The organism is Sphingopyxis terrae subsp. terrae NBRC 15098, assembly GCF_001598815.1.
Lineage (GTDB): Bacteria > Pseudomonadota > Alphaproteobacteria > Sphingomonadales > Sphingomonadaceae > Sphingopyxis > Sphingopyxis terrae.
Window position 1 is genome coordinate 1 of the sequence record NZ_BCZQ01000005.1, and the last position, 13,965, is coordinate 13,965.

10 protein-coding genes and 1 tRNA gene are annotated in these 13,965 nt (G+C 62.0%); 4 read left to right on the top strand and 7 right to left on the bottom strand.

Annotated features, from left to right (window positions below):
- Positions 1-210 (bottom strand): transposase (locus tag STE01S_RS04245; RefSeq protein ID WP_174531824.1); only part of this gene is annotated, 210 nt, incomplete at its 3' end.
- 573 nt (positions 211-783) lie between these two features.
- Here STE01S_RS04245 and STE01S_RS04250 point away from each other — a divergent pair.
- Positions 784-1,326, top strand: a complete 543-nt coding sequence (locus STE01S_RS04250; protein ID WP_255265877.1) for a DUF6933 domain-containing protein — start codon at positions 784-786, stop codon at positions 1,324-1,326.
- Positions 1,327-1,391: 65 nt separating this feature from the next.
- Here STE01S_RS04250 and STE01S_RS04255 read toward each other — a convergent pair whose 3' ends face one another.
- The 4 genes from STE01S_RS04255 to STE01S_RS19505 form a co-directional block, all read right to left on the bottom strand.
- Complete coding sequence (locus STE01S_RS04255) at positions 1,392-2,120, bottom strand: RES family NAD+ phosphorylase (RefSeq protein WP_062765199.1); 729 nt, start codon at positions 2,118-2,120, stop codon at positions 1,392-1,394.
- Positions 2,117-2,530 (bottom strand): MbcA/ParS/Xre antitoxin family protein, encoded by a 414-nt coding sequence (locus STE01S_RS04260; protein WP_062765202.1) that lies wholly within the window; start codon positions 2,528-2,530, stop codon positions 2,117-2,119. Before STE01S_RS04260 ends, STE01S_RS04255 begins: the two co-directional genes overlap by 4 nt.
- Positions 2,531-2,582: 52 nt before the next feature.
- Positions 2,583-6,827 (bottom strand): strawberry notch family protein, encoded by a 4,245-nt coding sequence (locus tag STE01S_RS04265; protein WP_062765205.1) that lies wholly within the window; start codon positions 6,825-6,827, stop codon positions 2,583-2,585.
- A gap of 79 nt (positions 6,828-6,906) precedes the next feature.
- Complete coding sequence (locus STE01S_RS19505) at positions 6,907-7,797, bottom strand: DUF7146 domain-containing protein (RefSeq protein WP_082813224.1); 891 nt, start codon at positions 7,795-7,797, stop codon at positions 6,907-6,909.
- A gap of 124 nt (positions 7,798-7,921) precedes the next feature.
- Between STE01S_RS19505 and STE01S_RS04275 the strand changes: the two genes are divergently transcribed.
- Positions 7,922-8,578 carry a lytic transglycosylase domain-containing protein gene (locus STE01S_RS04275; RefSeq protein WP_062765376.1) on the top strand — a complete coding sequence of 219 codons (657 nt, stop codon included), beginning with the start codon at positions 7,922-7,924 and terminating at the stop codon, positions 8,576-8,578.
- 87 nt (positions 8,579-8,665) lie between these two features.
- Here STE01S_RS04275 and STE01S_RS04280 read toward each other — a convergent pair whose 3' ends face one another.
- Positions 8,666-9,937 (bottom strand): tyrosine-type recombinase/integrase, encoded by a 1,272-nt coding sequence (locus STE01S_RS04280; RefSeq protein ID WP_062765210.1) that lies wholly within the window; start codon positions 9,935-9,937, stop codon positions 8,666-8,668.
- Between the two features lie 94 nt (positions 9,938-10,031).
- Between STE01S_RS04280 and STE01S_RS04285 the strand changes: the two genes are divergently transcribed.
- Positions 10,032-10,113: transfer RNA gene (locus STE01S_RS04285), tRNA-Lys, on the top strand.
- Positions 10,114-10,226: 113 nt separating this feature from the next.
- Here the strand turns inward: STE01S_RS04285 and STE01S_RS04290 are convergent.
- A complete protein-coding gene (locus tag STE01S_RS04290; RefSeq protein ID WP_062765213.1) occupies positions 10,227-11,603 on the bottom strand; it encodes an MFS transporter in 1,377 nt (458 codons plus the stop codon).
- Between the two features lie 189 nt (positions 11,604-11,792).
- On the opposite strand from STE01S_RS04290, the gene STE01S_RS04295 reads away from it, so the two are divergent.
- On the top strand, positions 11,793-13,934 hold the full coding sequence (locus STE01S_RS04295; protein WP_255265881.1) for a TonB-dependent receptor: 2,142 nt from the start codon (positions 11,793-11,795) through the stop codon (positions 13,932-13,934).
- Positions 13,935-13,965: the final 31 nt, after the last annotated feature.

Here is a 13,965-nt window from a genome sequence, read left to right on the forward strand (position 1 = left end):
CGTGCCTACCCGGGTATCCAGCGAACGGTCGCGATAGCCGTTGCGCCAGGTCGCGCGCTCGCTGCTGCGTTCGTGGCGACCCGCGCCGATCAGGCCATCAACGTCGGCCTCCATGATCAGCTGCAGCACGTTCTCGGCGATGGTGCGCAAAAAATCCGGTTGGCCGCCCTTCGCAGCAAGCTCTTCGATCAGTAATCTGTCCTCGGTCATCGGGAACTCCTCTTCGTCACGGTTGAAGTGTGCAAACTCCACCATAACGATGAACCCGGTGGCCACCAGCGACGCCGCATTCCGGGGTGGGGCATGCCCCACCCCGGAATACACCATCGCCTACACCGGAAATTACACCACGAGCGCGGACGCTAACATACTTTTGGCATAGCCGATCTCACCAGCACGACTAAGACGTTAATTCTGATTTTCCTACGTTGAAACTTTAACGACCTGCAGAGTCGGTGCGAGCCCGCGATCAAAGCATTGCGCTACCTCAGCGCGCACCGTCGCCTGAACGAACGGCTGTTAGCGGCGATCGCCGTCCGAAAGGAGGCGGGCCGCTTCCCACCGATTACTCCAATCGGCGGCTTCAGAACGGAAAGACGGCTATTGGGAGCGCCGTCGATCAATCGAACGACCGAAATTGAGCGCCTTCCTGACGGTCTGCAATGTAGCTATCCATCCTGCATCCTCTGTCAGGAGTAGACGATCGCGCTCCCTGATTCAAACGAGCGGCTTTGGTCGGTCATTGCCATTCCAGTGGCGGGGCCCGTAGCGTCAGTGGACGCGATGACCGTATCACACTATCGTCCCGCCGAGATGTTCCAGCTCAATTGCACCAAGAAGCTGCTCGATCGGATCAAGCCGGAAATCGTTGCCTCTGAGCAAAGCGACACCACGCTGGGCAACTGGTACGCCACCGTCCTATTCTGGAAGCCGCAAGTCGCTTTGCTGGTTTCTGAGCGCACACTGCTTCCCGTGCTTATGCCGCTGGCCCCAGCGGCTTCGCTTGCTCGAAGATTCCCCGCACAATTGGCGCTGGTTCTGAAGGAGCACGGCATCTCATCTGAATTCATCGCCCAGGAAGTCTGGCGGATGGACAAGGTCCAGTACTCGAAAACTGCGAACCGGAGCGTCGTGGGCATCCTCAATGAGTTCGTTCGACAAGCCGAGTTCTGGCTGGCCGCCTATGCCTATGAAAAGGGTGATGATGACGACCTTCTGGCGATTTCCGCCAAGCTAGCGGAGACACCTTGTAGCCCGCTATACAAGGGGCCGGTTTCGCCGGACAAGGCCCTCGACGAACTCGTGAAGGCTGGTTCGCAGATTTGAGACTGCTGGCCGGAAACTGTGCTCGGAGATCCTACAGCACTCGGCCGGAAGCCCAACTCATGCCGTCAGACGGGATCGGACGGCAAATCGACAATCCGGAAGACAGCGCCCGATCCGGCATCACGGACCAGATCAACGCGCTGGCCATCCCAGTGATAATCGAGGTGCCGTCCCTGCAAGGGGTTTGACGCGCAGTCCGGGTAGAAGAGGGCGACGCACTCCCCACCAGGATGCCGCAAGCTCGGGTAGAGAATGCCGTCGGATTCCGCGCCCCTGAGAATCGCAGCCAGAGCTTGGGATGCTGCGTAACTTTCAGGATCCAGCGCCGGCGCGGGTTCTACATCTCTGAGATCATGGAGGTCTGCATCGACCGCCATGACAATCTCCCGGAATTGCGAGGTCCAGCCAGGCGCTTCCTTTGTCCGTGCCATGAAGCGGGCGTGGTGGTGGATCGTCTCGAACAGCGCGGTCTCGAACCGGTCGCCCACGTAGAGCACGCCGTAGCTGCCATCGGTAAAGCGGCTCGGCCGGTCCGTGCTGATGTGGGTGAATGGCGCCATGAGGTAAGAGGCCCCGTTGCCGCCGACGCGGCGGTCAACCGGAACGAGGTCGAGATTGCCAATTGTCGCCATGATGCGGGGATTGGTCTTCTGCTCTGCCGAGATCAGCAGCGGCCAGTCGGCAGGGTCAGCGATATCCTCGAACAAGTCGATCGGTGGAAAGGCACTGCGGATGATCCTGACAGCGCCCTTCCACTCAACTCGAGAAACGGGGATATCTGCCGCTCCGCTCACCAGCCACCACGTTCGGCGTCGAGGTAGCGACGCACCCGCATGATGTCGGTGAGTTCGCCCCCGAGCATCAGGTCGAGCGCGCTGGAGCCCGCGAAAGCCTCATTCGCCACCCTGATCCACGCGTAACCACGGGTCGCCTCGGAAAAAATGATCCGGAGCGCCTTGTGGATGCCCATGAGGTTGGAGAGACGCGCACGCCCGTCGCGCGAAATACGCCCGGGTCCTTCTGCCTTCCATCGGCGATAGGAGCGCACTGGCATGTCAAGCAGCGTTGCCGCCTGCTCGTCGGTCAGCTCCCATTTGCCGAACAGATTGAGGACCGCCCGGAACATGGCAGCCGCCTCGTCCTGGGTAATCGGATCGGGCCGGAAGGCGGTAACGGCAGTATCAACGGGTTGCAGAGCCAGCATGGCATTTCTCCATATGGCATCATATATTCTAAATAATGCCATTTGGCAAGGGCTATGCCGATGATGCCAGTCTGGCAATCACGCTCGCTGCGCCTTCGATCGGCACGAAGAGCCGGGTCTGATAGCGGATGATCTCGGTAAAGCAGCCTTGCGCCTTGTACCAGTCGAGCCGAGCAACACTCCATCCGGTGAGTTCAAGTCGCTGTGAGCCATTGACCAGGCTGCGTTTGACCATGAGCATTTCGCGGCCGGCCAATTCCATGGCCCGGCCATTTGCCAGGACGGTCTGGACAATGTCATCGGCGGACAGCGTCTGCTCGCGCTCGAGACCCAGCGCCCGGCAGAGATCCAGCACGCAATGGGCCGGAACCTCGCGGCCGAGGAGCGAACGACCATCCGCTGCCGATATGCGGTTCACCCTCACGAAATCAGACGGGAGCTTGTCCCAGACTGGCAGCAGAAGGCCCGTGGCAAGATAGAGGCGTTCACGCTTATGACTGGTCCGAGCTTCCTCGACCTCGACAACCCATGCATCGCGGAAGGCATCTATGGAGATATCCTCCCAACTGCTCTCAGTGAGCTGATCCTCGGTAATGTGACTGCGCTTGAGCGGACGCAGCAATTCGAAGCGAGCAATGCGGCTGCCGTCGTCAGCGAGAATGCTGCGAGCGGGCACAAGCAGGGCGACCCGACCTGAGCGGGCGTTTCGAACAAGCCGCTGCCGCTGCCCAGCGATGCCGTGGAGCTCCTCGAGCCGCTCCAGCGTGAGCGGCTTCAGGGCTCTGGCAATTTCCAATTCCAGCAGATGGGTCGTCGCACCTGATGCCGGATCGGTGCGCAGCAGCGTGTCCGACAGGACTGTGAAGTCCTCGACCGCGATGGTCTCGAGGCCGAGGTCGAGTGTGCCGGCCTGCCGGGCGGCATCGATGCGCGCATCGACCAGCCCCATGAACTCGTCGAAGATCGCGTTCTGCAGGGCGATAGGCAGCGCGAGGATACGATTGAGCCACCGCTGGATCGACGGTAGGTCATCGACCATCGACCCGTCAGGCGCTTCAATCCGCAGGCCTGTCAGCTCCTGAAATCGTCCAAGGCTGACCGCTTCAAGCTTGCCGGTGAACAACAGCCCGAACCAGCGATGGAGCGCTTCCTTGGCGTAGATGCTTTCTAGATTGTCGGCAGGATCAAACAGGTTCTGTCCGCCGGTCTGGCGCTGCCCGCGCGTCAGAGCGCCAAGACTGTCCAGTCGCCGCGCGATAGTCGAGATGAACCGGCGCTCGCCGCGCACGTCGGTGGTCACCGGCCTGAACAGCGGGGCTGATGCCTGGTTGGTGCGATTGGTCCGGCCAAGGCCCTGGATCGCAGCGTCAGCCCGCCAGCCCGGTTCGAGCAGGAAGTGGACGCGGCGCGCCTGGTTCCCAGCGGCCAGATCGGCATGGTAGCTGCGCCCCGTTCCCCCAGCGTCGGAAAAGACCAGGATGCGCTTGGCGCCGTCCATGAAAGCCTGGGTCTCAGCGACGTTGGCGCGCGGCGACCGCGATTGGAGTTTTTGACGACCGTCGCGCCCGATGATGAGCCGACGCGTGCGACCGGTGACTTCCGCTACCTGATCAACGCCGAAGCGCTCGATGATAGCATCGAGTGCGGTCGCGATCGGCGGCAGGGCGCAAAGCGCCTCGATCATCCGGTCACGCGCGGCAAGCGCGGAGCGGCAGAGCACCGGTGCGCCTTGCTCGTCAGTCATGGGCTCGGAGCGAGGATTGCCGTTTTCGTCGGTAAACACCGCCATCAGGCGAACGGGAAAGCTCTTGGCGAGATAGTCGATTACATATTCCCGCGGGGACAGGTCGATCTCAAGAGCTTCGCGTGCCTCGTCCGACAGGTCGGCAAGCCGGCGGTCGAGCATTGCTTCTGCCGTCGAGACCAGCTGGACGACAACAGCCTGCCCATCGGCAATCGCCGCATGGATCGCGGGCAGCAGGCTTGGGAGCTTCATCGACAGAAGCAGCTGCGCGAAGAAGCGTTGCTTGGTTCCCTCGAAGATCGACAGCGCTGCGGACTTGGCACCGGAGTTGAGCGTCCCCCCGGTCTCGCTATCCACGATCCGCGTGGCATCCAGTGCTTCGCGCAGGTTGGCGTGAATGATCGCCCAGGCCTCAGCATAGGCATCGTAGACCGCGATCTGATCCTCGGTCAGGCAATGCTCGAGAATTTCATATTCTACGCCGGCGAATGAAAGGGCCCGGGCCGTGTAGATGCCGAGTGATTTGAGATCCCGCGCGACGAGTTCCATCGCGGCGATGCCGCCATCGCGAATATCGGCAACGAACGCCTCGCGATTCGCAAACGCGGTCTCCGGACCCCAGAGCCCGAGGCGCGTCGCATAGGCGAGGTTGTTCACGTCGGACGCTCCGGTGGCCGAGGCGTAGAGCACCCTTGCCCGGGGCAGGAGATTCTGCAGACGCACCCCGGCAATGCCTTGCTCCGATCCTTTGACCTTGCCCCGCGATCCTTCCCCGCCGGCGGCGTTGGCCATGGCGTGCGCTTCGTCGAACACGATCACGCCGTCGAAATCTTCACCTGCCCAGGCGAGGATCTGATCAAGCCGCGTTGCGTCGTTGCGGCCCGAGCGGAGCGTCGGATAGGTCACGAAGAGGATCCCGTCGCGCATGGCGATGGGCGTGCCCAGTTTCCAGGACGACAGCGGCTGGATGTCGATCGGGAGACCGCCAAGGGCGGCCCAGTCGCGGCGCGCGTCTTCGAGCAGCGCCTCGTTCTTCGAAATCCAGATATGGCGGCGTTCGCCGCGCACCCAGCGATCGAGAATGACGCTCGCGACCTGGCGGCCCTTACCAGCGCCGGTGCCATCCCCGAGGAAATAGCCTTGCCGGTAGACGTGACCTTCCGCCGACGCCTTGAGCGAACAGCCCTTGTCCTCCGGTTCGAATCGGCCGGGAAGGTCGCGCGCATGCGCACTCGCGGCATAGATCAGGGTCTCCGCTTGGGCAGCAGACAGAAGCCCCTTGGGAACCAGTCCATCCGGAAGCTGCGGCACCGCCTCTGGCTTGGGTGCCGAGATCGAACCCATGGCAACGGACTCAACCAGCGCCGTCGGATGCTCGGCCGCGCCATGGATCACGATCCTGCTCGGTCGATAGGGCAGATAGTGGCCGACTTGGATCCCAAGCGGCGCAGGGATTTCAAGCGCCTCGTAGGTCAGCGCGCCGATGGCCATCGACGCTGCAGGCGTGATCCTCGCCGGGGCCGGAAGCAGTCTGCGCGGGCCGGCTACCAAACGGAACGGCGCACGAGCCGGGAGGATTGATTGTTCAGAGGCTACCTGTCTGCTGTCGAGAGCAGGCAAGGCATTGATTAGATCGACCAGCTGGGGGAAGTCGTTCGTGCGAATAGCGACAAGCTCATTGGCGCCTTCCACCTTATCGAGAACCAGCAGCCGCGTGGTGATCCCGGTGCCGCTCTTGATGAAAGCGCGTTCGACCGCGGCATTGAGCCGCAGAGCCACTGGCCCCTTCAGCCCCACCAGAAACCTGGTGCAATCGAACCATTCAGGCATGATCGCAACCAGCCGCCCGCCCGGGGCAAGCCTGTTCCAGGCCGAGCGCAGATGCCTCCCCCCGGTGCGACCATCGTGGCCCCGCTCGATCCCATGAGAATATGGCGGGTTCATCAGCACGACGCTCGGTGCGATGGCCGGATCGAGCAATTCGTCGATGAGCTCGGCATCATGCCCGGTCACGCGGGCAGCCGGAAACATAGCGCTCAGGCAGTCGCGGCGCAGCGGCGAGATTTCGTTCAAGGCGAGGCGTGTGCCGGCCTTGGAGGCCCAGACCGCGAGCATCCCTGTTCCGGCCGACGGTTCTAGCACGAGCTCGTCTGCGACGAGCGCGCAAGCCCGGGCAGCAAGCCAGGCAAGGCGGGGTGGCGTTGCAAACTGCTGCCATTCGATCTGCTCTTCACTGCGATTGGTCTGGGTCGAAATTCGGGCCTCGAGGGAACAGAAGAACCGGTCTGCTTCCTCGATCCGGGCCGAGAGTCGGATCGGATCCGATGCTTGCAGGTATTGAACTTGCGCAAGTTCGATCGCGGCGTGAGCATCGCGAACTGACCATCGCCCGAGAGCATCGCTCCCTCCAAAGTGCGCAGTCATGATGCGACTGATGTCGCTGCGTGAGAGCGTGCGGCCTGCCGCCAACTCCGAAGCCATGGTCTGGGCCGCCATCGCAACAACGGGCGGTGATGATTCATCGAAGGCAAAGGCAAGAGACGAATTGGACATGGGAACCTCCTGACGAGGTCCTGCGGCTGGCAGGCCTCAATCAGCCAAAGGCCCCCTCCCCTCTGCCCAACGGATCAGATTAACGGGCAAGCCGGGACTTCAACTCATCGTTCCAGTCAAAACCGGGCGAGGCTGGTGCTCGTGAGTGGATGACACGATTTGGCGCAGCATATGCCCTCAGCGCTCGCTCCTCTGCGAGAGCGCCCCCGGCGTCATTGTCGATGAACAGATAGAGCTCACGCACGCTTTCCGGGATCGCAACAAGGCCGAAGCGCTCTTTCCCGAGTGTTGCCCAGCATGGGACCCCGAAGAGCTGCATTGCTGACAGGGCGCTCTCGATACCTTCGGCAAGTCCAAGACGCCCTTGCACCGGCGGCGCCAGTCTGACGGCGCCACAACCAAGGGTGCCAAGCGCACGCTTGGGCCGCTCGAAAGCGGCAAGCTTGCCGCTCGCCAAGTCGAGAAACGTTCGGTGTACCGCGATTATGCCAATGTCGGTCGTTACTGCGGCCAGCATCGCGGGGAGAAATTGGACAGCGCCGCGCGGCCCGAGCGGCGTGCGCGCCAGATAACGGAGTTGATCGGATGCGCGCAGAAGACCGCGCTGCGCAAGGTATCGTGCGGCAGGGCTGTCGGAGATCGCCGTGGCCGATTGCCACAAGCGCCGTGCATTGGGACTGAAGTCGCCATGACTTTGCCGTTCGATGGTCCCAGCACTTGAACCGTTGAAAAGGTCGCGGCTGCGAACGCCCTGGCGATCCAGTGCCGCAATGACGTCCTCATTCGGGCATCCCGCAAAGCAGTGAAACAGGATGGCTTTGCGCCCCAGGGTCACACTCAGCGACGGAGTTCGATCGTCGTGCGCGGGGCAGCAGCACATGCCTTTGCCCCGACCCCATGTACCCTGAAGGCTTTCTACGATGGTGCGGGCGCGGCGTTCGAGTTGATGTGCATTGTCTAACGGGGGCATCGTCCTACTCCGATTGAGGTGCCCGCCCCGTGCAGCCTCCGCTCTGCACCAGCGCCAAACCATTTTCCTACTTCATATGTTCTTTATATGTTCTCCCTCGATTCGGCTATACGAGGATCGAGAAATGACAATGAAAGCTATCTTGGTCGCAGGCATCGCGATCACCTCTGCTACCCCCGCCAGAGCCCAGGATTTGCCCGCGCCAGCCACAATCGAAGCGCCCGACAGCCGTTCCGAAGGGTTTCGGATCGCTGAAACATCGAACGGCTTCCAACTGGTCGAGCATGGGCTCTGGCGATCCGCCCAAGGCGGCCCGGCACCTGTTGTGACTGTGCCACAAAATGGTCGGGTCAACCTGCCCTACAGATACGAACCCAAACCCCAACCTGGCCCATCCGGCTTCAGGCGAGCAAGCTACCTGCCCCACATCTATGCGGCGGAAGCTAAGTATTCACTGCCTGCCGGCCTGCTCGATGCACTCGTTTGGACGGAATCACGCTACAACCCTTTGGCCGTCAGTCCGGCGGGCGCTGCGGGGCTTGGGCAGCTGATGCCCGCAACGGCAAAAGAACTCGGGGTCTTCAATCGCTTCGATCCTATGGCTAACATCTTCGGCGCTGCGCGGTATCTGCGGCAGATGCTCGACAAGTTCGGCGTGGTTCACCTCGCGGTGGCTGCCTACAATGCCGGTCCAGGGGCGGTAGAACGCGCAGGCGGCATTCCCCGCAATGGCGAGACGCCCGGATATGTCCGCGACGTCCTTCGCCATTGGCGCTTCTAGAGATCGGCCCGAAATGGCCGGAGCAGGGTCCATCGTCCTGCGGTTTCGGGCGGGCTGGTTTTGTAGCGGGTGAGATCCCCTTTGAGATTAGCCGTCTTTGGCCTCGGCTGGGTACTTGGCTGCGATCTGCATTACCTCCTTACCCCACAACGCCAACGCCTCGCGTTTCTCGTTGGTATACTGGTGACGGTGATAGACCCCAGCGACGCCAGCCATAGCTGATCCTGACTGGTGATTGAGGACCGCCTCAGAAACCACCAAGGGTATGCCAAGACGCTGGAGACCAGTTGCCACCGTCCGTCGAATATCATGCATTGTGAAGTGACCGGCCTCATAACCGAGCTTCTCGTCCACGCTTGCTCTGATCCGCTTCCACGCCTTCGATAGTCCGCTGACGCTGTTCGTATTGGTGACCTTCGATGCCAACAGGATCTGGGATTGCTTGTGGGCCTCGTCGGGGTCGATGCCAGCCGCCATGAATATCTCGGTGATGACTGCCAGGGCCTGCGCGGATAGCGGCACCACATTCGCCTTGCCGTTTTTCGCTCGGTCGCCCGGAACTGTCCAGACTTTCGCCTTGAAATCGAACTCGTCGCACGCTGCATCGAGCACCTCGCCCCGGCGCTGAGCCGTAAGGACAAGCATCTGCACAAGATGACCGAATGGATAGCCATCCTCGACGGCAGACTGCCATAGTGCCGCTAGCTCGCGGTCGCTCAGTACACGATCTCGAGGTTCATTCCGCTTCGGGCGCCACGCATCCCGGCAGGGGTTGGCTGGCATGTGCTCAAGTCTGGTGAGCGCCCACGTGTAGAAGGTCGAAAGATGGCGATACACGATGCGCGCCATCGTCAGGGTTTCCTTGCCCCGCTCGAACGCAATCTTCTCCACGAAGCGGCTCACGTCACTTCGGGTAATGGAGTCCGCGAGCCGGTCTCCAATCTCGGGCTCAATATACTTTCGGAAGACCCTATCGAACTCCCTCGCGCTCCGCTTTTTGCCCTCGATCTGCTGAGCAAGGTACGTCTCGTAGAGCTCTGCGACTGTCCCGACGCCTTTTGATCCTTTCCTTTTTGCGCCCGCTTTTCTGGCGATGCTCTTGCCCTGCTCGACATCGACAAGCAGATCGCGCGCCTTCTTGCGGGCATGGGCCAATGTAAAACTCGGACCATGGCGTCCGATGGTCACATTCAACCATTTGCCCTGAACCCGCTTGCGCAGAATGTACGTCTTGATACCACTGGCACCCATGCGGAGCCTAAGGCCGGGGACGATACCATCGGCGAGCTCAATTTGACCCGCAGTCGGCGCCTTCAGTCCTGCGATCTTAGCGTCCGTCAATCCTACTTTGTTCGCCATATGCACCTGCTACCTTAGGTAGCTTTTTGTAGTGGATACTGGCGAACATTTCAAGAACAATGCGGACTCTGAATCGCAGATTTCCGCCATTTTTGGACACATGCGGACGTGCTAGGACCCTCTGATCTTGGCTCTTAATCAGCGGGTCCTAGGTTCGAGCCCTAGTGCGTCCACCATTATCCCTTGAAATTGGTCCGACAGTTTAGCCGATGGGGAGCCGCAGGCGTCGCCTTCGACCTGAGGACGAAACTCACGCAATCGCTTTCGAACATTCGCGGCCGTTCGTCCGTCACTCGGCGTCGGCTATCTTTTCGATGTCGCGGGCAAAAGCCGAGAAGCCGGCGGTCAGGATCACCGCCGCAAGGGGCAGCGCGACCCCTGTAACGAGGGCGATCGAATAACGCAGCGCGCCGTCGTCCATGAACAGATGGTCGGTCAACAATGCGATCAGCATCGGACCGAAACCCAGCCCGACCAGATTGACGACGAAGAAATAGAGCGCGGTTGCGCGCGCGCGATATTCGTTGGGCGTAATGAACTGCAACGCCACCGTGCCGACGCCGTGCATCGTCAGCATCGGGAAAGCGGCGGCAAGCAGGACGAAGGCAAGCGTCGCGTTCGGCATGAGCACCGCCGCAAGCAGCGGCGGGCCGCCCAGAAGGATGGAAAGGCGCATCACCCGCAGATGGGCGTCGGCCCGCCCCCGCGCGAACATCCTGTCGGCCAGCGTCCCGCCGAGCACCAGACCGGCCGCCCCGCCGGTCGCCATGATCAGGCCGAACCACAGGCCCGCCTGCGACACATCCATGCCATAGGTCCGCGCAAAGAAGGTCGGCACCCACGCGATCACACCGTACATGACGAGGCCGATCAGCGACATGCCGGCGAACAACGAACCAACCGCGACCCGCTGAGTCCCGAGATGCGCCAGAAAGCCGGGCGCTGCCCCGGCACGCGGCCCGGCGTCAGCCCTGGCCATGCCGCGCCGCAGCGGTTCGCGAAGCGTGAGCAGCAGCAGGCAGACGAGAATCCCCGGCGCCGCAACCCACAGGAAAATCGTCCGCCACGCCTCGACCGGACCGATCAGCGGCAGATCGACCATCGGCGCCGCAAGTACGGCCTGCACGACGAACGAACCGAGGATCATCGCAACGCCCGAACCCAGCGGCACGCCGATCGAATAGACCGCCATTGCGCGCGCCAGCCGATCACGCGGGAACGTGTCGCTGAGCATCGAATAGGCGGCCGGCGACAGCGCCGCTTCGCCGACCCCCACCCCCATGCGCGCGAGGAACAGCGTCGAATAGCTTCCGGCGAAACCGCATCCCGCCGTCATCGCGCTCCACAGGGCAACGCCGATCAGGATCAGGTTCCGCCGGTTCCAGCGATCGGCGATCCACGCGATCGGCATACCGAGCAAGGTGTAGAAAAGCGCGAACGCCAGTCCGATGAGCAGACTGACCTGCGTGTCCGAAATGTCGAGCGCCGCCCGGATCGGCGCGACAAGCAAGGTCAGGATCATGCGGTCGATGAACGACAATGTATAGGCGAGCAGCAGGACCGCCACGGTGTACCAGGCATAGGCAGGCCGCTGAAAATCGGCTGTATCGCCCCCACGGGTGACCCGCCCGCCTCGACCATCCTGCATCGCGTTTCCGCCCGCCATCGACCCATCTCCCCGAAAGCCGCTCGCTCTTGCGTCGCAAGTCAGCCTGTTATATAGAAACAGTTACTTAGAAAACTAAGTAAATTTGTGACCGAGTCAAGCGCGATCGGGATGCAAAATAACAAACCGGCTGGGAGAGTTGAGATGGCGAAAAACGGAAGGAAGCAGTCTGCCCTGTTTTTGACGGGCGTGACCCTCGCCGCGATGCCCGTAGCGGCGGCGGCGCAGGATGCGGCGGCGGATAACGGCGGCGAAATCATCGTCACCGCGCAGCGGCAGGAACAAAGGCTGCAGGACGTACCTGTGTCGGTCACCGCCTTCGGGGCCGAGCAGCTTCGCGACAACAGCATCGAAACCGTGCAGGACATCGCAATCCGTACCCCCGGCCTGGCGATCAGCGCGGTCGACCCGGTCAACACAAACTTCGCGATGCGCGGCATCGGCAGCGCCCCCGGAATCAGTCAGAATGCGGGCGGCGACCCATCCGTCGTTGTCTTCATCGACGGCGTTTACGCCGGCCGCGGCGGCACCCCCGATCTCGACGCGCTGGACCTCGAACGCGTCGAGGTGCTGCGCGGACCGCAAGGCACGCTGTTCGGGAAAAATGCGATCGGCGGGCTCGTCCAGTTCATCAGCCGCAAGCCCACCAACGAAGAAAGTTTCCACTTCGAAGGCACCTATGGCAACTACAACCGCGTCGGGGTGATCGCGCGCGGCAACATGGCGCTCACCGACAAAATCTATCTGTCGGCGGGCCTGTCGCACAAACAGCGCGACGGCTTCGAATATAATGAAACCACGGGCAACGACGTCAACGATCTCAACCTGACGACGGGCCGCGCCGCGCTCCGCTTCGTGCCCACCGACACGCTCGACATCATCCTGCGCGCCGACGTGTCGCGTCAGGATCAGAAGGGCAATCCACGCCACAATAATTGCGATGCAACCTTTGCCGGTGGCATCCATTGCGTCGGCATCAACCCCGACCCGCGCGTCGTGAACGCCTATATCGACGGCGAGGTCAAACGGACGATCCAGACCTATTCCGGCGAGGTCAACCTCGACCTCCCGTTCGGGACGCTGACCTCGCTCACCGCGCTCCGCAAGGTCAAGTTCAACTTCGTCACCCCCTTCTTCAGCAACCCGATCAATCCACCGGACCAGATCGAATCGACCAGTTTCGGCCAAGAAAACAACAGCCAGTTCAGCCAGGAACTGCGCCTCAGCTTCGATGCACTGGACGGCAAGCTGAAAGGCCAGACGGGCGTCTACTATCTGAAGGAAAACAATGATCGCATAGAGGGCCAGATCCAGGATTTCCCGACTCCGGCGGGATCGGGAACCGGCATCTACCCTCAGTCGGTCCATGCCCGCAGCATCGCGGTCTTCGGTCAGTTCGATTACGAAATCGTCCCGTCGCTGGTCGCGACGGTCGGCGCACGCATGACGTGGGAGCGCAAGAGCGGCCGGTTCGCGGGCTACAAGGCCGACGACGGCCCGGGCCTTCCGCCGCCGCTCGGTTCGCTCGCCGGCTATGACGTGACCGGCAAGAAGAGCTGGAAAGCCTTCACGCCGCGGTTTGCACTCAACTGGAAAGCGACCGACGACGTGCTGCTCTATGGATCGATCGCGCGCGGCTACAAGAGTGGCGGCTTTCAGGGGCTTTCGGGCACTGCCGCGGGCGCATCGACCCCCTATGATCCCGAATTCGCGTGGAGCTATGAACTGGGTGCGAAGACCGACTGGTTCGATCGCCGCCTGCGGCTCAACGTCGCGGCGTTCCGCACCGATTATTCGGACCTCCAGATCTCGCAGCTCGTCCCGCTCTGCTGCGTCGTCGTCAGCAACGCGGCCAAGGCGCGGATCAAGGGCATCGAGGTCGAAACCGTCATCAGGCCCTTCGACGGTTTCCAGCTTGACGGCAGCTATGCCTGGCTCGACGCGAAGTTCACCGAATATACGATCCCGGGGCAGAATTACACGGGCAACCGGTTGCCGCGCTCGCCGAAGAACAAGTTCAATATCGGCGGCCAGTACGAGACCGCGCTCGGCGACCTGTCGGCCAAGCTGCGCGTCGATTACAGCTGGGTCGACGATGCCTATTTCGAGGCATCGAACGTCCCGCAACAGCTGTGGCCCAGTCACGAGAATCTGGATGCGCGCCTGTCGCTGGCGGCGCCCGACAACCGCTGGGAAATCTCGCTGTGGGGAAAGAATCTGACCAATGCGCTGGTCCCGACCTACGTCACCTACTTCGGCCCATATCGCCAGACGCTCACCCCCTATGCCCCGCCGCGGACCTATGGCGTGACGCTGGCATTCGGCATCTGACCTCGGGCGCGGCGGGATCATTTCCCGCCGC